Raw genomic sequence first — 23359 nt, 5'->3', positions numbered from 1 at the left:
AAATCTTAATGGACCTGATTTATCATAATCGGTACTCTTTTCTTTTTGACTGCCTTAATGCCTAATATTTTCATATATCTGTATACAACCCAAGGTTTTAAGTTCATTTTAAAATACTTATTTAACATGAGTGTAATCATATTGTAGCCATAACGTTTTTTAAAAAGATTATGTATATAAATGATTTTGTTAGCAATTTTTGTATCATAGTTTTTGTATTTAGGTTTACCTGTCTTTAATCATTTTAAATAACCATATCTTGATACTCCTAAGTATTCACAAACTATTTTTAATGAAAAACACTTTTTCGCATTAAAAATGGCGAAGTACTTTTCCTTAACAGTTTTCGCCAAATGCTTTTTTAAAGCGCGCTCTAATTTTAACGCTTCTCTCAATTCTTCTAAACTCATATCATCAGGATCTTTAAATAACCAATCATGAGATTTGAATTTCTTAATATTACTTTTAGCTTGAACTCCATTACCTCATTCTAAAGCACCTTCACCTTTAGTTCTTATTTCATGTTTTCATCTCTTAATAGTACTGGTGCTTAAATTAAATTTCACTGCAGTATTAATTATTCTAACTTCTTTTGCCTCATTAACTATGTTAATTTTTTCTTGTTTTGATCATTGTTTTGCCGTATAAAAAGAACACCTTTCAATTAAATTTTAACAATAAAAGTACTTTTTTACTGTCAATTTTATTTTAGATGTTCAAAGTAGACCAGTTTTTTAATTAGTCTACTTATACTTATTTTTTCTTAGTTTAAAAATAAATATTTTAATATTGAAAAAAATATTCAAAAACTTTAATTTAAAATTTTTTTGTAATTTAAAAATGATAGAAAGATAAAGATATGTCAAAAAAAATGAAAAAATATACTTATAACTTATTAACAATTATTTTGACCGTTATTTTATTTCCGATTATTTATTTTAAGTCGAAAAAACATTTTAATAGCTTTAAAAATTTTTGTTATACTTATCCTCGATATGGCAAGTATAAAGGAGACAACAAATATTATCAATTAATACCAACGTTAACAAACACCTTAGAATATCACTACTGAGATCTTAAAAAAATGAACTTAAAATTTGATTCTTTTAAATCAGAAGAGATTTTAGAATATGATATTAAAACAAAAAAAGGAAATATTAGCTGTATTAAGGCAACTGTTGCTAACTCTAAAAAATGAGTATTTGGATTACATGGTTGAACAGAAGATAAATTTTTAGGACTAAGATTAGTTCATCATTTTTACAAACAAGGTTATAACATTTTAACATTTGATTCATTTGCTCATGGAAAAAGCTATGGTAAATATACAGATATTGGTTATTCATGTGTTGAAATTATTGATGAAATTATAGCTAATCTAAAAAATGAATATGAAATTGAATCAATTGGATTAATTGGAAATAGTATGGGCGCATCTACTTCAGTTTTATATTCTCAATTTGGAAGTTATCAAGATTTAATTAAATGAGTTATTTCAGATTGTGGATTTAGTAGTATCAAACTACAGTATCGCTACTATATTCAAAATAATTATTTTAAAAAACCTTGATGACTAATTAGTTTAGGATATACTAAAAAGTTTAGTAAATTAACAAAAACAAATCAAAATAAATATAATTTATTAAAACATATGAATTTAAATAAAAATATTCCAATATTTTTTGTGCATGGAAAAGGTGATACATTTATTGATTATCAAATGAGTTGAGATATGTATAATAAAAAAATTAAATTTGAAACTAATATAAAAAGTGAAATTTGAACACCAGAAGGTTCAGAACATGTTTATATGATAAGTGATTATTATAATGATTATTTATTAAAAACTTTAAACTTTGCAAAAGAAAGTGAGAAATTCAACAATGAAAAATAAAAAAATGGGTTTTTGAACAGTTTTAGCAATGACTTTAACTGCAACAATTGGAACTAGTATTATTTTAACTTATGGAAGTGTATTTGCTTTAAGTCAAAACAATCCTTTGTTAATGATATTTGCGTGAATTATTGGTGGAATTATAATTTTACCTGAAACATTTATAATGGTAGAACCAACAATTTCTTTTAAAGAAAATGGAACAGCATATAGTTGACTAAGAAGGGCAAACTGAAAAGTTATGGCTTTTTGATTAGGATGAGTTTTAATGTTATTTGTATCAGCTGTTGCAATAGCAACAGCTAGTCTGGCAATTACAAATATTATTAAAGAATTTTCAGGATACGATAATGAATATTTATGAAAGTTTATATCTATTTTTATATTATTTATTATTGGAGGTAGTCAAATATTTATTAGAAATTTTAGTTATAATAGTCAAATAGTATTTCTTGTTATTAAAAGTTTACCAATTTTGTTTATTTTAATACTAGCTTTAATTTATGGAGTAAACGATGATTTATTAAGTTCTAATACTATGAAGCAAAATTTAAAAGATGCTTATATTGGAGGATCACTTTTAATTCCTGCAATTACAATGACTATGTTTTCATATTCAGGAACTGAAATTCCAACTTATGTAGCAGCAGATACAAAAAACCCCGAAAAAACTACACCACGAGTTATTTTTGTAGGAGTAATAATTGTTGCAATAGTTTATATAGTTTATGCAGTTGCAATCTTATCAATCAGTAATATTGGAACTAATAAATTCTTGAATGTTTTTGCAAATACTCCTAAATGAGCAAAAATGGTATTCAACTCAATCGCTATAGTTTTATTTATAGGGGCTATCAATTCTTATTTAGTTTATCAAACAGTTTTGGTAAAAAAAATGGCAGAAGAAAAAGATTTATCTAAACATTTTTTAAAAAACTCAAAACTTTCAGATAAACCACTTAATTCAATGTTACTTTTAATGTTGTTAGCAACTGTTTATATCATTTTTAATGATATTAGAGATTTATTGGGATACTTTTCTCTTGCGGTAAGCGCTTTAAAAACATTAATGACAACAAATGTAATATATTTAAGAATTAAAGATAAAGATTATAAAAAAATATATAAAGATTGATTGTTTTATACTTTTGCTGCATTTTCATATTTAGCTTGTATATTAACCTTAGTTGGATCGTTTATGCTATTACTTATGGGGATAAAAACCGCAGATATTTGAAAACCAATTGTAATGATTTTAATAGTTATTTTGATTATTCCAGCTGGATTTTTAAAATTTCATATTCAAAAAAATTAGAAAATAAAAAAGAGATAAAAACTAAAATTAACAAATAGAATAAACAACCTTAAAGAAACAAAAAATATCTTATAATATTTGGTTTCTTTTTTTATTATTTAAATATTTTTGTACAAGATTTTTATTTTATAAATTCATTTGCAATAATATTAATTTTTTTAATCTCTGATATTTTTATATTTGATTCATGATGACCTGGAAACAATGTTGTATCTTTAAACTTATTTGTGTATAAAAATTGAATAGATTTTTTAAATATATCATCATTGCATCTTTTCATTTCTTTGCCATGAAATCCAATCTTTTCTTTAAACAATGTATCTCCACAAAACATATAATTTAAATCAACTAGATGATAAAATACAGTTCCAGGAGTATGTCCTTTCATAAGATAAATATCAAAATTAAAGTCATTTATATTAAGTGAAATACTTTTATCAATCAATATAGTATTTTTATATTTATTTTCTAGTTTTCAAAAATTATTTCTACTTGCTCCAGCATTCATTTCAGGATCATATAAGCAAACTTCATCTTCTTTTCCTATGTACAATTTTAAATTATTAAACTTAGTTAAAACTTTTTCAATGCTTACTAAATGATCGAAATGACCATGAGTTATTAAAATTGTTGTTAAATTGATATTATTTTTTTCAATATATTCTAAAATTTCATCTGCTTTATTTGCAAGATCAATTAAAATTGCTTCTTTTTTATCATTTATAAGTAAATAAGAATTACCATTATTAAATAACTCATTTTGAAATACTTTTATTTCCATGTTTGTATCTCCTTAAATTAAGTAAAAATTTTTCTAATTTAAATTAAATATATATTAATACAAATGGAAATGAATTTATTTTTTTGGTAAATTTTCCATTTTTTTTAAAAAAAACATAAAATTTATGATTTAATTATATCGATATGTTAATGATGTATCTATGAAAGGAAATAAAATGAAAATTTTTAGTAAAAAAAATACTATTGATACTAATATTATTGCTATAGCAGAAGATTTAGGTAATACAGAAAATGTTGAAAACGTTAGTCATTGTGCAACTAGAGTCAGAATTAAAGTTAAAAATATAGATATTGTTAAAATCAATTCACTAAAAGAAAATATATTAATCAATGGTGTTGTTGTAAATGAAAATTTAGTTCAACTTGTAATTAAAAAAGATATTGAGCAATTTAATAAAGATTTATTATCATCACTAGGAGTTTCTTTGAAAAGAGTAGTTAATTTTTATGATGTAAAACTTACTACAAAAAAAAGTTTTTTTAAAACTTTAACTGATGGTATTGGACTATTGGTTATGCCTATTATTCCTTATTTAATTACTTTATCGATTATTTCAACAATAGAAAATATAATAAATGGTATTGAAGTTAATGGTTCAACAATAAAGGATACAGGAGAGTTTTCAAAAACATTAGGAAGTATTTTAAAATCTCTTCAAAAAGCACTTGCATTATCATTTAGTATTTTGATACCATGATCTATTTTTAAACTTATGAAAGGTAGTGAAGCTATTGGTATTTCTTTAGGGGTTGTGCTTTGTGGAAAAGACATGGTTACAACAAATGACTTTATGAATTCTGGTAGACCATTATTTGATTGAGGACAAAATGGTCAAGTTGGAACTGATAGTGTTAATTGATCTTTTTCAGATTTAGCAAGTGGTTATCCATGAAAAATCTCATATGAAGGTCAAATACTTCCATTGGTATTGATTGCTTTTACAGCAGTTTATTTAGAAAGGTTAGTTAGAAAAATAAAATTTGGTGTTGTAAAAGAGATATTTGGAATCCCTTCTGTAATGTTGATTGCATTTTTTATAGGTCAATTATTATTGGCGCCAATAGGGATGTTAATAACTTATGGAATGAATATAGCTGTATTATGAGCAACAACTCACAATATTGCAAAATTTGTGTTTAATCCATTATTTGCATTGTTACTACCTTGACTAGTGGTGACTGGATTTATTCAGATATTTGTAGTGGTTGCTTTACAACAATTTATGACTTATAATGCAACTTCAATAAACCCAATGTTTACACAATTAAATATATCGGTTGCAACTAGTGTTATGGCATTTGCTATAATGAATAAAAAAAATAAAGAGTTACAAAAAACAGCAGTACCTGCATATTTGATTGCTTTTGTAGGAGGTTCAACTGAACCTGCATTATTTGGAGTAGCATTAAGATTTTTATTCCCTGTAATTGCTGTAAGTATAGGAACAACAGCAGGAGTAATTGTTACAACTGCATCAGGAGTTTTAACAACAATGGGTCCATGTTCACTTCTAGTATTCTTGACAGTAATTCCTCAAGCATCAACAAGACCTGGTTTTGATATGAATACTTGAGGGGGTACAGGATTCTTATGAATGGCTATAGCAATTATTGTCACAATAGGTACAACATTCTTAGCAACAATTTTATTATCAAGACTTAAATACTTTAAAAAATTGACTAAGTCTATTTTAGAAAGAGATTTTGCTCCTGTTCCTGGAGTAACTAATGAAGTAAAAAAAACAAAAGTAGAAAGTAAAGGTTAATTCAGAATGAAAAGAATAAAAGAAATACAATGAAAAAAATGATTTGATATTGATAAAAAATATTATGATCAAGCAAATGAACTTGTAAAAAAAGATATTTACTATAGACCAACTTATCATATTGCATCACCAAATGGATTGGTAAATGACCCAAATGGATTATTATTTAAAGATGGAGTTCATCATATTCATTATCAATGATCTCCAGTTGAACCATACCATGGTTTTAAACATTGAAGATATGTAACAACAAAAAATTTTGTAGATTATGAAGATAAAGGTGTATCAGTTACACCAGATCATGAAAAAGAATTATTTGGTGCTTTTTCAGGAAGTGCTTATGATTTTGGAGATACTGTAAAAATTTATTACACAGGTAATATGGAAGATGGAAAAGGAAATATGACAGAAGAAGTTCAGTTAGTAGCTGACTTTGAAGATGGAAAAATTATTAACAAGAGAATAGCTGTTCCTTGAGATAGTGAAAAATTTACACCTCATGCTAGAGATCCTAAAATTTTTGATCATAATGGTAAAAAATATATGATTTTTGGAGTTAGAACAAAAGATGATGACCAAGGTGGTTTGGCTATTTATGAAATGAAAGATTATGACAAATTTGAGTATAAAACTATTTTAAAACCAAGTCTAAAAGATAACACATATGGATATATGTGAGAATGTCCTAATCTTGATGTTATAAATGATAAGTATTTATTTTTCATTTCAGCTGAAGGATATTTTGATAAAAACAATAAGTATGAATTAAATGGTTCTAGAAATGTTGTTTATACTATTTTAGATAAATTTGATGTAGAAGCAAAAGAACTAAATGAAAAGTTCCCATTAATTACAATGGATTATGGTTATGATTGATACGCTCCTCAAACTTATTGAGCAAATAACAAACTTGTAGTTTATGGATGATTTGGTATTTGTGATGTTCAATATCCAACAGACGAGTACTCATGACACTCAATGTTGACTATTCCTAGAGAAATGACTATTGAAAATGATTTATTAGTTCAAAAACCATATGAAGAATTTAGCAAAAATACTTTGTTTAATAAAAAAAATATAAAAACAAATATAGTAAATATAAACAAAGCAAAACACATTAAATTTAATTTAGAAGGCAATACAGAATTTAAAATTATAAATGATGAAAATGAGTATTTAGTAGTTATATTTAATGATGATGAGATTATTATGGATAGATCTAAACAAACTTCACAAGTAAGTTGAGATTTTGAAACAACTAGATATGCTAAAAGAAAAGTTAAAAATAAATCTCAAGTTATAGAAATGTTTATTGATTCTTCATCTATTGAATTATTTGCAGATGATTATAAAACAGTATTTACATCAAGATTTTTTGTTAAAAACTTTAATAGAATTGAATTTTCTAATGAGCAAGATCTTGAAGTATCAGATATTAAACCTATTATATATAAATAACAATAAATAAAATGTTAATTTGAAATAACATTTTATTTTTTTTATAAAATGTTATGATTTTTATATTAATAGGAGAAAATATGAAATTAAATGAAATTATAAGAGAATCATTAAATGCAGAAATGAAAAGACAACAAGATCATATAGAATTAATAGCTAGTGAAAACTATGTTTCAGAAGCTGTATTAATTGCAAATGGATCAATTTTTACAAATAAATATGCAGAAGGATATCCTGGAAGAAGATATTATGGTGGTTGTTTAAATGTTGATAAAGTTGAACAATTAGGAATTGATGTTGCAAAAAAATTATTCGATGCAGAACATGTTAATATTCAACCACATTCAGGAAGTCAAGCAAATGCAGCTGCTTATAAAGCATTTTTAAAACCAGGTGATAAAGTTTTAGCAATGGATTTAAGAGCTGGAGGACACTTGTCTCATGGGTTTGACTTAAACTTTTCAGGAGAAGTATATGAATTTGCTTTTTATGGAGTAAATAAAGATACTTATTATATTGATTTTGAAGAAGTTAGAAATAAAGCGTTAGAATTTAAACCAAATATGATTTTAGCTGGAGCAAGTGCTTATTCAAGAGAAATAGATTTTAATAAATTTAGAGAAATAGCAGATGAAGTTGGGGCATATTTAATGGTAGATATGGCTCATATTGCAGGATTGGTTGCTGGAAGAGCACATTCAAATCCTTGTCCAATTGCTGATGTTGTTACAACAACAACTCATAAAACTTTAAGGGGAGCAAGAGGAGGAATGATTTTTTGTAAGCAAAAATTTGCAAAAAAAGTTGATAGTGCAGTATTTCCAGGAGTTCAAGGTGGACCTTTAGAACATTTAATTGCAGGAAAAACTCAAGCTTTAATTGAAGCAAGTGATCCAAGTTTTTTAGAATATGCAAATCAAGTAGTTAAAAATTCTAAAGCATTATGTAAAGTTTTAATGGATAATAATATTTTTGTCTTAACAAATGGAACAGACAATCACTTATTAAATATTGAAGTAAAAACTGCTTTTAATATAACAGGAAAAAAAGCAGAAGCAATTTTAGAGTCAATTGGAATTGTATGTAATAAAGAATTACTCCCTTTTGATACTGAATCATCAGTTAATACTTCTGGTTTAAGATTAGGAACTGCTGCTATGACCACAAGAGGGTTCAAAGAAAAAGAATTTGAACAAGTTGGTCGTATAATAGTTGATGCATTAAATAATAAAGATCTAGAATCATTAAAAAAAGAAGTTAAAACTTTATGTGATAATTTTCCAATTTATAACAATATTAAATACTAATATAAGTATTTAATATTTTTTTTTTTTTTTATAAAAAACAAAATCTTTTTTTAAAGATATATTGAGGTATTTATTTTGCTATATGTTCATAAATTATAACTAAGTTCATATTATTAATTCGGCAATTTGTAAATTGTAATGTCAATAACTAATCAATTTTTCCCAAAACTTTATTTTTAGAGTTTTTGTAAAATATTCAATTAGTATATTTTCATGGACTATTTGTTTTGATTTGCTTATGTGTTTTTTTTATATCAGAAACACTTTTATCTTCATAAGCTTCTTTATAAGTGGAGTTTTGTTGAACTTCAATTAAAGGCATTCATTCACTAAATGAGTTTGAATATAATTGCCCATCAAAAGTTTCTACTACAAAAATTTTTGTTTTATTTTTATAAAAGACTGGCTCGCCATTCGAATGTGGTAAATAAAATTTATTTTGGTATTTTATTGTAGAACCTTTATTAATAGTTCTTTCAAATCTTCTTGATAAATAAAAGTCAATGTTTTTATGTTCTTTAAAAATAGCAAAAGAGTTAATGATATTATTTAATTGAAGGGAAAACTGTGAATTATATCTTTTAATATATTCATTTAAAAATGAATTTGCTTCATTTATATTTGATATATTATTTTCTTTGAGTTCCTTTGGTAGGCGATCTTGAAGTGTATTTCACAACCTTTCAATACGGCCTTTTGTTTGAGGAACACTTGAAGTTGTTAGCTTTATTCCTAAGTTATGATATAAGAATCCGTATTGTGTTAAAGAGTCAGAGTGAAGATCTGACTCTTTTTCTTTTTGACTTCAAAATACAGTTCTTTTGTTAGTAAGTATCTCTCTTGGAACCCCTTACTCCAATAAAAATTTTTTGTTATATTGTAGTATCCCATAAGAGTTTCTTCTTTATCAAAATATAAAGCTAAAACTTTACCTGTAGCATCATCTATAAAACCATGTAAATACCATTTCTCATTATCAACTCAGTAGTGGACTGATGCATCAGTTTGCAAGCGCTCACCAAACTCTGTTTTTCGATTCTGCATAGGATGAATATTTTCTATTGAAAGCAAAGTATTTAAATACTCTCGTTTCTCAAGTTTTTTAATATTTTCATTTTTTAATAAGTTAGTAATTTTTTGTTTAATCATTTTTTTAGTTACTTTATGAATTCTTGGTGAATATAAATTATTCTTTTTTAATAAGTTGATTAAGTAAGTATATGAAACACTTATTTGATGATTTGATCAAAGTTTTTCTAGAAAGTGTTTATAATTATATTCTTCATATTTATTAATGTACAAGTCAATAATTTGATCACTTATTTGATGTTTCATTTTTTTATTTGATATTCTTCCAGTATTTTTGTGAATAAATGCTGTGTAACCATACTTTTTATATTTATTAATTAATAAGTTAACATTTCTTATTGTTTGACAGATTTTTATTGCTGCAGCTTTTTTAGATAGTTTTTCATCAATTACAGCTTTAATTATTTCCATTTTATTTTTTTATTCATTTTTAAATATCTCCTCATATTTAAATCACCCTTATAAATTATATATTTGGGAAACTTTTATTTGTTATATATAGGGAAAATATCATATGTTATTGACACAAAAGAATAAAATCTATATTAATAAAGTTTGACATTTATTATTTAATAAGTTATTATAACTTTTGAAAATAATAATCTATTAAATAGATATTTAGGTTATTTTCACTTAGAGGTACTATTATGGGAAGATATAAAAAAATGAACATATCAAACATTCAGTGTATTGGTACATCATTTTTTCATATTTTGCAATTTAATAAATCTATATTTGATATAGGTATAAAAAATTTTATAATTGATTGTTCTTGTTACAAAGATATCCCATTATATCTATCTACATTACAGCAAACACAACACTTTTTAAAAGATAATAATCAAACCGATATATTAGTAAATAAAAGCTTATATAAAACATTATTTTATGTTTTGTATTTCAACTTTAAATATTGCTAATATATCGGTTTTTTTTATATGTAAATTACTAGAAAGAAGGAAAAATAAATGAGCTCAAAATTAACTACTAAAATAAACAACATAATTTTAAAAAATCCAATTACAATTGCATCAGGTCCATTTGTAAATGGAGAATACTTAGATACAATTCATGATTTAGATATTCTTGGAGCAATTACAACAAAAACAGTTACTTATAAACCGAGAAAAGGAAATCCAAGTCCTAGAGTTGCTGAAATTAAAGATGGATACATTAATTCAGTTGGTTTAAGAAATGCTGGAATTAAAAGATTTATTGAAATGAAATTACCATTTGTAGAAGAAATGAATGTTCCTACATTTGTAAGTATTGCAGGAGAATCAATGGAAGAATACATTGAAATGGTAGAAATGTTAAATCCAATTGAATTTATAACAGCTATTGAATTAAATATTTCTTGTCCAAATGTTCACAATAAAAGCATTATGTTTGAATCTGATGCAGAAGGAATAAAAATCTTATTAACAAAAATTAAAGAAGTTTCTAAAAAACCTATATTAGTAAAAATTTCAAACAATAATGCAGACATTTTAAAAACAGCAAGAATTTGTAAAGAAGTTGGGGTTGATGCAATTGTATTATTAAACTCTCCAGCCGGAATGAGATTAGATTTACATACAGGACAATCTGTTCTAACAAGACAATATGGAGGAATGAGTGGAAAACCTTTAAAACATATTGCTTTAAAAATAGTAAATGAAATATCTCATGAAGTAGATATTCCAATTATTGGGGTTGGAGGAATATTTAACAATGATGATGCTATTGAAATGTTATTAGCAGGAGCTTGTGCTGTTGGAATTGGTAGTGCGATTATGTATGATCCTTTAGCAGCATACAAAATGGCAATTAACTTTGAAAAAGATTTAAAAAGATACAACTTTGAATCTGTTGAACAATTAGTGGAAAGTGTTAGAAAAACAAGAAATTGAAATAATAAATAATAAAAAAGTTTTCATATTAAGGAGTTGAAAATAGTGAAACATCTGTTACAAATTGAAGATTTAAGTTTAGATCAAATTAGTGCTTTAATTAACAAAGCTTTAGATCTTAAAAAAAATAAAAATATAAAAAAAATTAATCAAAAAACTATTGTTGCAAATTTATTTTTTGAATCAAGTACTAGAACTCATAAGAGTTTTGAAATAGCAGAAAAAAAATTAAATATGGAGGTAATAAATTTTAATCCTCAAACTAGTTCTGTTAATAAAGGAGAAACTTTATATGATACAGTTTTGACAATGAGTTGTTTAGAAGTTGATTGTTTGGTGATTAGACATCAACAAAAAGAATATTACAAAGAATTAATTAATTCAAAAAATATTAAATGTTCAATCATAAACGGTGGAGATGGAGATGGAGAACATCCAACTCAATCATTATTGGATTTGATGACAATATATGAAAACTTTAAAACATTTAAAAATTTAAAAATAGCAATTTTAGGAGATTTAAAATATTCAAGAGTTGCACATTCAAATATGAAAATTTTAAAAAAACTTGGTGCAAAAATATATTTCTTTGGACCTAAAAAATGATTTGAAAATAGCTACAAAGATTTTGGTGAATACAAAAACATTGATGAGTTTATAAATGATATTGATGTAATGATGCTATTAAGAATTCAAAAAGAAAGACAAACAAAAGAAGATCAAATTGAAATAGATTATTTAAATGAGTATGGTTTAAATAAAAAAAGATATGATCAATTAAAAGATAATGCAATCATTATGCATCCTTGTCCTGTTAATAGAGATGTAGAAATTGATTCAGATTTAGTTGAATCAAAAAAATCAAAAATACTTGAGCAAATGAATAATGGTTTATATATGAGAATGGCAATACTACAAGAAGTATTGAAAGATAAGTTTTAATGAAACTACTAATAAAAAATGCTAAGTTTTTTGAAAATGATTTACTTGTAAAAAAAGATATATTAATTGAAAATAAAATAATAAAAAAAATAAGTCAAATGATTGAAGTTAATGAAAAAGATTTATTAGTTTATGAAGCAAATAATAAATTTATAACACCAGGTTTAATAGATGTGCATGTTCATACTAGAGAACCAGGTTATGAATACAAAGAAGATTTAAAAAGTGTTACAAGAAGTGCATTGGTTGGAGGAGTAACAACTTTTTGTGCAATGGCAAATTTGAATCCAGTTCCAGATAATGTTGAAGATTATTTAAAAATAAAAAAAATGATTAAAGAAAAATCTTTTTTAAATATTTTTCAAATGTGTGCTGCAACAAAAAAACTAAATAGTGATGAGTTAGTTGATTTTGAAAGTTTATCAAAAGCTGGAGCAAAATATTTTTCAAATGATGGTTTTGGAATTCAAAAAAAAGAAGTTATGAAAAAAATTTTAAAACAAATTAAAAAAACAAACTCTATAATTTCTATTCATCTAGAAACTGAAAGTATAAAAAAAGATGGATACATTGATGATTGTAGCTTAGCAAAAAAATATAATTTAAATACTTTTAGTCAAGACTCAGAAGTAGAACAATTAAAAAGAGATATAGAATTATTAAAAGATATAAATTGTAATTATCATGTTGGACATCTTACTACAAAAAAATCTATAGATTTAATTAGAGAACATAAAAAAAGTTTAAATATAACTTGTGAAGTAACACCAAATCATTTAATTCTTCAATCTGAAATGTTTAATAAAAATAGTGGTTTGTTTAGAATTAATCCACCAATTAGAAAAGAAGAAGATAGACTTGCATTGATAAAAGGTTTACAAGATGGAACCATTGATTGTATAGCAACAGATCATGCACCCCATCACTGAGATGAAAAAAATGTAGAATTTGATAAGGCTAACTTCGGAATGATAGGATTAGATTTTAGTTTTAGTATTCTATATACAGAGTTAGTTAAAAAAAATTTATTATCTTTATCAGAGTTAATAAAAAAAATGCATAGTAATCCAAATAAAATATTCAATTTAAAACAAAATATAATTGCAGAAAAAGAAAATGCAAACTTAGTAGTTTGAGATTTAGAAGAAGAATTTGAAATTAATGAAAATTTTATAAAATCAAAATCAAAAAATACCCCATTTTTAAATAAAAAATTATTTGGAAAAAATAAATTGACAATATTTGAAGGAGAAATAAAATGAAAAGATGATTAGTTTTATCAGATGACACAATAATAGAAGGTAAGGCATTAGGAGCAAATAAAGATGTAATTGCTGAATTAGTTTTTTCAACAGCAATGACAGGATATCAAGAGTCAATCACTGATCAAAGTTTTAATAATCAAATTATAACTTTTACATATCCTTTAATTGGAAATTATGGAATTAATTTAGAAGACAATGAATCTTTAACTCCTTCATGTAATGGTGTTGTTGTAAAAGAATTTGCAATTAACGGGTCAAACTTTAGAAATAAAATTTCGTTAGATGAATTTTTAAAACAAAAAAATATTTCTGGAATTTGTGATGTAGATACAAGAATGCTTACAAAAAAAATCAGACAACATGGTGTAATGAAAGCTGCAATAGTTTGTGATGCAAAAAATATTGAAAAAGTAAAAAAAGAACTTAAAAATTATAATATACCTTCAAATAGTGTTGAACAAGTTTCAACAAAAAATAAATATTATATTTATGGAGGTAAGTGAAATATTTTACTAATTGATTATGGATTAAAAATTTCTATAACAAAAGAATTAATAAAAAGAAATTGTAATGTCATTGTTGCCCCATACAATATATCTACAAAAGAAATTTTAGAAATGAATGTGGATGGAATACTTTTAAGTAATGGTCCTGGAGATCCAATAGTTTTAACAGAACAAATTGAAGTTATAAAAAATATAATAGGAAAAGTTCCTATCTTTGGAATTTGTTTAGGACATCAACTATTAGCATTAGCAAATGATTTTAAAACTAAGAAAATGAAATTTGGACATCGTGGTATAAATCATCCTGTAAAAGACTTAGAAAATAATCGTTCATGTATAACTTCGCAAAACCATGGATATGTTGTTGATGAAAATACAATTGATTTTAAAAAAGCAACTATAACTCATAGAAGTTTAAATGATAATGAAGTGGAAGGAATATCTTATAATAATTTAAATGCATTTTCAGTACAATTCCATCCTGACTCATGTCCAGGAACTAGTGATTCATTTTATTTATTTGATAAATTTATCAGCATGATTGAGAAAGGTAAAGTTAAATAATTATGGCAAAAAGAACAGATATTAAAAAAATATTAGTTATTGGATCAGGACCAATTGTTATAGGTCAAGCAGCAGAATTTGATTATTCAGGTAGTCAAGCCTGCATTTCTTTAAGAGAAGAAGGTTATGAAGTTGTTTTGATAAATTCTAATCCTGCTACAATAATGACTGAAAAAGAAATTGCTGATAAAATTTATATTGAACCTTTGACAGTTGAGTTTGTAGAAAAAATAATTATTAAAGAAAATCCTGATGCAATTTTACCAACACTTGGAGGACAAACTGCATTAAATTTAATTGTTGATATTGAAAAAACTGGAATTTTAAATAAATTAAATATTGAAGTATTGGGAACAAAACTTGAAGCTATCAAAAAAGCAGAAGATCGCCAATTGTTTAAAAATTTAATGGATGATTTAAATGAACCAATTGCACCAAGTGAAGTCGTTTCTTCAATTAATGAAGCACTTAAAGTTGCAGATGAAATTGGCTATCCTTTAATAATTAGACCATCATTTACACTTGGAGGGGGTGGAGGGGGAATCTGTTCCAACCAAGAAGAGTTGATAAAAATAGTAACTCAAGGAATCCAAGAATCACCTGTGAAAAGTGTTTTATTAGAAAAAAGTTTACTAGGTTTTAAAGAAATAGAATATGAAGTTGTAAGAGATAAAAACAACAATACAATAATTGTATGTAATATGGAAAATTTTGATCCAGTTGGAGTGCATACTGGTGATTCAATAGTTTTTGCACCAACTCAAACATTAAGCGACCAAGACAATCAAATGTTAAGAGACTCATCTTTGAAAATAATTAAAGCATTAAAAATTGAAGGTGGATGTAATATACAATTTGCTCTCGATCCAAACTCATTTCAATATTATGTAATAGAAGTAAATCCAAGAGTTAGTAGATCTTCTGCTTTAGCAAGTAAAGCAACTGGATATCCAATTGCAAAAATTTCTGCAAAAATCGCTGTTGGATTAACACTTGATGAAATTATAAATCCAGTAACAAAATCTACTTATGCATTTTTTGAACCAACTTTAGATTATGTAGTTGCAAAAATTCCAAGATGACCATTTGATAAATTTTTAAATGCAGATTTCAGATTAACTTCACAGATGAAATCAACTGGTGAAGTTATGGCTATTGGTAGAAATATAGAAGAAGCGTTATTAAAAGCTGTTAGATCTTTAGAAAATAAAAAATATCATATTGAATCAATAGAGTTTGAAAATACTGAAACTACAAAACTTTTAGAAATGATAGCAATTCCAAATCATAATCGTTTATTTATAATTTCAGAGCTTTTAAAAAGAAACTTAGAAATAAATTTAATACATGAAGCTACAAAAATTGATGTTTTCTTTTTAGAAAAATTACAAAATATAGTAAATTTAGAAAATGAACTAAAAAAACATAAAGATGATTTAGATGTTTTAAAAGATGCAAAGAAAAAAGGATTTTCTGATTATATAATTGCAAAATTGTGAAACAAAAAAGAAAAAGATATATATGATTTTAGAATTAAAAATAATATTATTCCTGTATTTAAAATGATTGATACATGCTCTGGAGAATTTGAGTCAACTACACCTTATTTTTATAGTAGTTATGAAACAGAAAATGAAAGTATACCTTTTAAAGAAAAATCAATAGTTGTATTGGGATCGGGTCCAATTAGAATTGGTCAAGGAATAGAATTTGATTATGCAACAGTTCAATGTATTAAAGCAATTCAACAATGTGGTTATAAAGCAATTGTTATAAATTCAAATCCAGAAACTGTTTCTACTGACTTTTCAATATCAAATAAATTATTTTTTGAACCTTTAACAGTTGAAGATATTATGAATGTTATTAACTATGAAAAACCATATGGTGTGATTCTACAATTTGGAGGTCAAACTGCAATTAATCTTGCTCAAAAACTTGAAAATAATGGTGTAAAAATTTTAGGAACATCATTAGAAAGTTTAGACGCTGCAGAAAGTAGAGAAAAATTTGAAAAACTATTAAAAAGTTTGAATATATTACAACCTTTAGGAAAAACAGTTTCAGACAAAGATGAAGCATTAAAAGTAGCACAAGAAATTGGATATCCAATTTTGTTAAGACCAAGTTATGTTTTAGGTGGTCAAGCAATGCATATTGTAAATAACCAAAAAGAATTTGATTCATATATTGATAATGCAATTAATGAAAGTAATAACAATGGTTTGTTGATTGATAAATATATTCAAGGAAAAGAATATGAAATTGATTTAGTAAGTGATGGAAGTGATGTATTTATTCCAGGGATTATGGAACATATTGAAAAAGCAGGGGTTCACTCAGGCGATTCAATGGCGGTATATCCTCCCCAAAACTTATCTGAGCAAATGAAAAAGCAAATTATTGAAACTTCTACAAAAATAGCATTAGCATTAAAAGTTGTTGGAATTATAAATATTCAATTTATTGTAAAAGATAATGACTTATTTGTAATTGAAGTTAATCCTAGATCAAGTCGAACTGTTCCATTTATGAGCAAAATTACAAATGTAAATTTAGTAAATTTAGCAACTAGTGTAATGTTTGATAAAAAACTTAAAGATTTACAAGATAAAATTAATAACAAAAATGAAGAAAAAAATATCTATATAAAAGCTCCAGTATTTTCATTCTTAAAACTAAAAGAAGTAGATGTAGATTTAGGACCAGAAATGAAATCAACTGGAGAAGTTATGGGATGAGATAGAAATTACTTTAAAGCACTATATAAAGCAATTGAAGCAACAGGTATATCAATATCTCAACACGGGAATATATTATTCACTATTGGGGATGACAAAGAAAATGCTTTATTGCTAGCAAAAAGATTTAAAAACTTAGGATTTCAAATATATGCTACAAAAGGAACTGCTAAAAAATTTAGAGAAAATAATTTAGCTGTTAGTGAAGTGTCAAAAATTGAAGAAAATAATGCTGACAATAATATTTTAAAATTATTAAAATCAAAAGAAGTCAATATTGTTATAAATACAAAAAATAAAGATCAGTCAAAATTATATAGTCAAGATGATTTAATTATAAGAAGAACTGCAATTGAAGCACAAATTCCTTTATTTACATCATTTGATACAGTTGAAGCAATTTTAGAAGTTTTAGAATATCGAAATTTCTCATTAAATACAATATAGAAAGAAGAATATATATGAATACAACACCAATTATTGCTTTAGATTTTTCTGACTATAAAGAAGTAAAAGAATTTTTAAAAAAAATGAAAAAAGAAAGACTTTTTTTAAAAATTGGAATGGAACTATTTTATAAATATGGTCCGAGAATTATAAAAAAAATGATTAAAAAAAATCATGATATTTTCATTGATTTAAAATTACATGATATTCCAAATACTGTTTATAAAGCTATAAAAAACGTTTTATTATTAAAACCAAAAATAGTCACTGTTCATGCATTTGGAGGAGCAAAAATGCTAGAAGTTACTTATCAAGCAAAAAAAGAATTAAATAGTGATACAAAAATTCTTGCAATTACTTGTTTAACTTCATTAGATGATAATGCTTTAAAAAATGAGTTAAATATTAGTACAAATACTCAAGAAACTGCATTAAATCTTGCAAAACTTGCAAATGTCAATTGTATTGATGGAGTAGTATGTTCTGTATATGAAGTTGAAAATATAAAAAAATACATATGTAAAGACTTTATTTGCTTAACTCCAGGTATTAGAAATGAATTTAATAATCAAGATCAAAAAAGAGTAGCAACTGTATTGCAAGCAAAAGCTAGTGGTTCAAATTATATTGTTGTAGGTAGAGAAATTACTAAATCTAAAGATCCATATCAAACATATTTAAATATAAAAAAGGAGTGACAAAATGGATAAACAATTAATTACCGACATTTTAATAGATACTAATGCAATTTCATTAAACTTTGAAAATAAATTCACTTGAGCAAGTGGAATTATTAGTCCGATTTATTGTGATAACAGAGTATTATTAAGTTTTGTAAAGCAAAGAGATATAATAATTGATAGTTTTATAGATAGTATCAAAAAAAACTATCCAAATGTAGAATTAATAGCTGGAGTTGCGACTTCAGGAATTGGATTTGCAGCAATGATTAGTCAAAAAATGGGTTTACCAATGATATATGTAAGAACAAAGTCAAAAGATCATGGTAAAAACTCACAAGTTGAAGGAATTATTAAAGAAAATCAAAAAATAGTAGTAATTGAAGATTTAATATCTACAGGACAGAGTGTTTTAAATGTGTGTGAAGTATTAAAAACTAATAAAAGTAATGTTTTAGGAGTTCAAGCAATTTTCACTTATGATTTATTGAAAGCAAAAACTAACTTTGCAAATCAAAATGTAATTTTAAATACTTTATCTAATAGAAAATTTTTAATAAAAAGTATGAAAAAAAGCAATAGTTTTACTGACGAAAACATTAATGATTTATATATTTTTTTCAACTCATTAGGTTAAAATTTAATAATTCAATAACTATAAGCCTTTAATAGCAGTTTAAGGCTTATTTTTTTTCGCTCAAAAATTAACTGATTGTAAAAATATTTTTAAGTTTTAAATAATTTTTTTTGTTAATTACACTATATTTTATCAATTTATAATTCAACTTGTCATAAATAGTAATTTGTCTATTTTAAAACAATTCATTAATATATTATTGAATTGAAAAGTTTAAATTAGAAACTAATAGATTTCTAGATAAGTAAGGGGGATTTGTATGAAACATTTGTTAACAATATTAGCTACTTTTACAATTGGGTCTAGTACTTTGAGTAATGTTTCTGCTGCAAGTTTTAAAACTAGTAGTAGTAATAATAATTCAAATTCTGAATTAGATACAAACGGAAGTAAAAATGATAATAATGCAAATTCTGATGAACAATCTTCAAAAAATGGTAGCGAAGGTACTGCAAATTCTATCCCTGAATTTGTACCCGAAAAGGAAAAAGAACCAACAATTCCTCAAGACAAAAGAACAAATTTATTTGAAATAATAAAAGAAACAAGTTATTACAATTTTAAAAATGTTGATGAAAATATTTTATTAGATACTGTATTAAAAAAATATCCTGAACTTAAAAATGAAGTGGAAATCAAAGATTTTAAAATGCCAGATGAAGAAAAACAAACAAATGGTTCTGCTATCATTAATGCGAAGGATGATTCATTAAAATATAAAGGAAAAGTTTATATTTATTTCTCAATTGATCAATATAAAAACTATAATTTCAACCTTGATAAATACGAAGAAACTATGAGGGTTGGAGAACAAAGAACTTTTAAAGTTACTAATTTTTCATCAGAATGAAGAAATGAAGATTATCCAAATAATTTTGAATATAATAAAGACTACTTCATAGTTTCATTCAAAAAAAACATAGACTCAATTGTTGTAACTGCAAAAGATAAAAAAATCCCTCCAAAATTTAATTGTTTGGAAATTACAGTTAATTCAAATATACCTAGACTAAATAATAAAAAAACTATAAAAATTACTTTAAACGCTCAAAAAGTTGACTTTCAATTAGAAACGGAAAAAATTAATATTCTAGCTCAAAACGGAAGTAAAACAGATATTGGGATTATTAATTTTGATGATTTAATTGATGAAAGTAACTATGTTAAAAAAGTAGAAGTTAGTGATGAAACATATTTATCTGCAAATATAGATAAAAATAAAAGATATATTAGCATTTTAGCAAATAATAATTACATTGATAAAGTTATTGAAGTTTTAGTGTATTCAAATGACTTTATTCATAAAATTAAAGTAACTTTAATATGTCCGCCTAGAAAAGCTAAACTAAATACAAATGTTATTGATATTAATGTTAATTCTGAAGGATTTATAAAAATAACTAACTTTAATGAATTATATGTAGAAGATAACATGCCTAATGTACAATCTATATCTGACACAAATGCTTTAAGTGCAGAATTAGATAAAGCATCTCAATCTATAAAAATTAGAACTAATAATAAACCAGTAGAAAAAGTAATCATTAAAATCAAATCAAAAAATGTTCAAGAAGTACAAGAAATCACTGTAAATGTAAAAGGTGTAGCTAAAGATTTTAGTTTAGAAAGTAATGAAATAACTCTTGACTATAAACAAACAAAAACTATTAAAGTAAAAAATTATGACGAATTGTACGGTTTGGATATAAATTATCCAACATTATTCAAGTATAATAATAAATTTATTGATGTAAGATTTAATAGTATTGCTAAATCAATTGAAATCACAGCAAAAACAACAGAAGCAACTAACCAAACGCTTGAGGTTAGCTCAAAAATGGGGCATAAAGAAGTTGTTAGTTTTACAGTAAGAATTCCAGATATTGGTTTTAAATTAGATAATAAAAATATAACAATGGAATATAAAGAAACAAAAAGAATTAAGGTTACAAATTTAGATGAGATCTATAATGCAGATAAAAATAAACCAAATCAATTCTTAGGATATGATAATAACGCAATAGACGTTATATATGATAATAAAACTAATGAAATAGTTATTACAGCAAAAGAAAAAGAAGTGATCAATGGTAAAATAACTGTACAATCGGTTTCAGGACATATTGATGAAATTAATTATTCAGTCTCTATTCCAAACGTTGAATTCAAACTTGAAGAAAAATTAATATCAATAGATTACTACAAAGAAACAAGATTAAAAGTTATAAATTTAGATCAAATTTATAGAGTAGAGAAAAACTTACCAAAAATATTTGATTATGATAATTCGGTTTTAAAATTATCATATGATTCATCAAGTAATGAAATAGTTATAAAAGCTAAAAATAAAGAAGTTAACAATGGAAGTTTTATTGTTAGATCTCAGTCTGGATTTAGTAAAACCATCAATTATTCAGTCTCTATTCCAAATGTTCCATTTAAATTAGAAACAAATAGTGTTTCGCTAGGAGTGGAACAAGAAAAAAGAATCAAAATAACTAATCATAATGATCTTTATGGTGCTGCAAAAAACTTCCCAACCTCTCAAGGGTTGAAATACAACAAAAATGTTTTGGATGTAAGTTATGATAGTAAAAACTTTGAAATTGTAATTAAAACAAAAAAACAAGAAGCATCAGGTCAAATAATAGTTGAATCTGATAATCATACAGAATATATTAACTACAATGTAACTGTTCAAAGAGTCGATTTTGAATTAGATACCAATAATGTAAGTTTAGATGTTTATAAAGAAGCAAGAATAAAAATTTTAAATAAAGATAAATTGTATTCATATTCAGATAAAAATTTACCGCTAAAGTACAGTGGTTATAATACCGATGAAATTAATGTGAGTTATGATAGAAATTTAAATGAAATAGTTATAAAAGCTAAAGGTTTAAAAACGCAAAATAAAAAATTAATTATAAGTTCTCAAAATGGGACTCAAAAAACAGTTACTTATAATATTAATGTACCAAGAGTCGATTTTGACTTAGGAAATGTAAGTAATATGAGTGTTGGAAGTTCTCAATCAATTGATGTTAAAAATTGATACTCATTATTACATTCAGATAATTATCCATTAAGTTTCTCATATAGTAAAAATGGTATTGTTAGTGCCAAATACGATCAATATAGTCATAAAATTATTATTGACTCATTATCAAACAATGCATTTTGTAGAAACTTCAAATTAACTGTAAAATCTGTAAATGGAACTTTTAAAGAATTAGTTTTTGATGTTGTAAAACAACAAGATTTGAACAGTACAACTAAAAATCTTGATTATTTAAACGATTTAGAATCAAATACTATTAAAGAAGCATTTTTTAATAAAAACAGCGAATATGGTTTAGATATGAATGATTTTAAAGGATTTGGCGTTAAAGATATTACAGAAAATAGTGCAATAATTTATGCAAATGATGACATAACAAGAAGATGGTTCTATGGAGAAGCAAAAGTAAATTACTTATCTCCAAAAGTTGTAAATTATGATATTGACACAGGTTGAAGTGAACTTTCTTATTCAAACAGAAATGCAGATAATAAAGAAGTTAAAATATCAGTAAGTAATGGAAAATTTGATATGTCTTATGATGAATTTATGAATACTTATAAAAGCATGGAAATAAGTTACTCAATTTATTACAAATATACTAGTGAGTATACAGGTAAGTGAGAAAATAATATAAAAGAAGAAAAAAGAGAAGATAAATCGATCACTCTAGATATAAAAAATTATAGTAATTTAAAATTAGTGGACGAAATTGATAAAACATTTATTGATGATGGCGACAAAGATGTTGTACTATTTAACTTTTATATGAGTTCAAGTTTTATAAAAGGTAGTACATCATGATGAGCTATTCCTACAAAAGATGAATATAGTTTTGAGTTCAGAGCAACTGTTCATACAGATAGACCAACTGCATCATTTTTTTCAGCAAATAAAGTTGCTGCTTTGGTTGGTATGAAACTTAATTATATTAAATTTAAAAGATAGTATTTAGTTAATTTATCAAACAAATTGGCTTTAAATGGTACTTTCT

The 23359-nt window shown here is 24.8% G+C and carries 15 protein-coding genes and 1 pseudogene; 13 read left to right on the top strand and 3 right to left on the bottom strand.

Annotated features, from left to right (window positions below; genetic code table 4):
- Positions 1-5: 5 nt before the first annotated feature.
- Positions 6-566, bottom strand: a complete 561-nt coding sequence (locus tag STABA_RS03625) for an IS3 family transposase (RefSeq protein ID WP_156006644.1) — start codon at positions 564-566, stop codon at positions 6-8.
- A gap of 293 nt (positions 567-859) precedes the next feature.
- Between STABA_RS03625 and STABA_RS03620 the strand changes: the two genes are divergently transcribed.
- Together STABA_RS03620 and STABA_RS03615 are read left to right on the top strand one after the other, a co-directional pair.
- Entirely contained in the window at positions 860-1894 is a 1035-nt protein-coding gene (locus tag STABA_RS03620; RefSeq protein WP_170264698.1) for an alpha/beta hydrolase, read from the top strand.
- Positions 1884-3209 carry an amino acid permease gene (locus STABA_RS03615; protein ID WP_156006642.1) on the top strand — a complete coding sequence of 442 codons (1326 nt, stop codon included), beginning with the start codon at positions 1884-1886 and terminating at the stop codon, positions 3207-3209. The genes STABA_RS03620 and STABA_RS03615 overlap by 11 nt, the downstream gene beginning before the upstream one ends.
- Before the next feature lie 121 nt (positions 3210-3330).
- On the opposite strand, the gene STABA_RS03610 is transcribed toward STABA_RS03615, so the two are convergent.
- Complete coding sequence (locus STABA_RS03610) at positions 3331-3990, bottom strand: MBL fold metallo-hydrolase (protein ID WP_156006640.1); 660 nt, start codon at positions 3988-3990, stop codon at positions 3331-3333.
- A gap of 175 nt (positions 3991-4165) precedes the next feature.
- Between STABA_RS03610 and STABA_RS03605 the strand changes: the two genes are divergently transcribed.
- From STABA_RS03605 to STABA_RS03595, 3 genes are all read left to right on the top strand, one after another.
- Positions 4166-5776, top strand: coding sequence for a PTS transporter subunit EIIB (locus STABA_RS03605; protein WP_156006639.1), 1611 nt, complete (start codon positions 4166-4168; stop codon positions 5774-5776).
- Positions 5777-5782: 6 nt separating this feature from the next.
- The gene (locus tag STABA_RS03600) at positions 5783-7234 is read left to right on the top strand and encodes a glycoside hydrolase family 32 protein (protein WP_156006635.1); all 1452 of its coding nucleotides are present in this window, start codon (positions 5783-5785) and stop codon (positions 7232-7234) included.
- Between the two features lie 80 nt (positions 7235-7314).
- Positions 7315-8541: a serine hydroxymethyltransferase gene (locus tag STABA_RS03595; RefSeq protein WP_156006633.1), complete on the top strand. Its 1227-nt coding sequence runs from the start codon at positions 7315-7317 to the stop codon at positions 8539-8541.
- Positions 8542-8689: 148 nt separating this feature from the next.
- On the opposite strand, the pseudogene STABA_RS06095 reads toward STABA_RS03595, so the two are convergent.
- Positions 8690-10041: pseudogene (locus STABA_RS06095) on the bottom strand (ISNCY family transposase).
- A gap of 557 nt (positions 10042-10598) precedes the next feature.
- Between STABA_RS06095 and STABA_RS03580 the strand changes: the two are divergent.
- From STABA_RS03580 to STABA_RS03545, 8 genes are all read left to right on the top strand, one after another.
- Positions 10599-11534: a dihydroorotate dehydrogenase gene (locus STABA_RS03580; RefSeq protein WP_156006627.1), complete on the top strand. Its 936-nt coding sequence runs from the start codon at positions 10599-10601 to the stop codon at positions 11532-11534.
- 24 nt (positions 11535-11558) lie between these two features.
- Entirely contained in the window at positions 11559-12464 is a 906-nt protein-coding gene (locus STABA_RS03575) for an aspartate carbamoyltransferase catalytic subunit (protein ID WP_343031699.1), read from the top strand.
- A complete protein-coding gene (locus tag STABA_RS03570) occupies positions 12464-13738 on the top strand; it encodes a dihydroorotase (protein ID WP_156006625.1) in 1275 nt (424 codons plus the stop codon). The genes STABA_RS03575 and STABA_RS03570 overlap by 1 nt, the downstream gene beginning before the upstream one ends.
- Positions 13723-14799, top strand: a complete 1077-nt coding sequence (locus STABA_RS03565) for a carbamoyl phosphate synthase small subunit (RefSeq protein WP_156006623.1) — start codon at positions 13723-13725, stop codon at positions 14797-14799. The genes STABA_RS03570 and STABA_RS03565 overlap by 16 nt, the downstream gene beginning before the upstream one ends.
- Before the next feature lie 2 nt (positions 14800-14801).
- The gene (gene carB / locus STABA_RS03560; protein WP_156006619.1) at positions 14802-17987 is read left to right on the top strand and encodes a carbamoyl-phosphate synthase large subunit; all 3186 of its coding nucleotides are present in this window, start codon (positions 14802-14804) and stop codon (positions 17985-17987) included.
- A 14-nt stretch (positions 17988-18001) separates the two neighbouring features.
- The gene (pyrF, locus tag STABA_RS03555) at positions 18002-18697 is read left to right on the top strand and encodes an orotidine-5'-phosphate decarboxylase (RefSeq protein WP_156006617.1); all 696 of its coding nucleotides are present in this window, start codon (positions 18002-18004) and stop codon (positions 18695-18697) included.
- Positions 18690-19304: an orotate phosphoribosyltransferase gene (gene pyrE, locus STABA_RS03550; protein WP_156006616.1), complete on the top strand. Its 615-nt coding sequence runs from the start codon at positions 18690-18692 to the stop codon at positions 19302-19304. The genes pyrF and pyrE overlap by 8 nt, the downstream gene beginning before the upstream one ends.
- A 259-nt stretch (positions 19305-19563) precedes the next feature.
- A complete protein-coding gene (locus STABA_RS03545; protein WP_156006614.1) occupies positions 19564-23313 on the top strand; it encodes a hypothetical protein in 3750 nt (1249 codons plus the stop codon).
- Positions 23314-23359: the final 46 nt, after the last annotated feature.

Source organism: Spiroplasma tabanidicola, assembly GCF_009730595.1.
In the GTDB taxonomy this organism is placed as follows: Bacteria; Bacillota_I; Bacilli_A; order Mycoplasmatales; family Mycoplasmataceae; genus Spiroplasma_A; species Spiroplasma_A tabanidicola.
The sequence above is the reverse complement of the archived record's forward strand: the minus strand, read 5'-3'. Positions and strand labels throughout refer to the sequence as shown.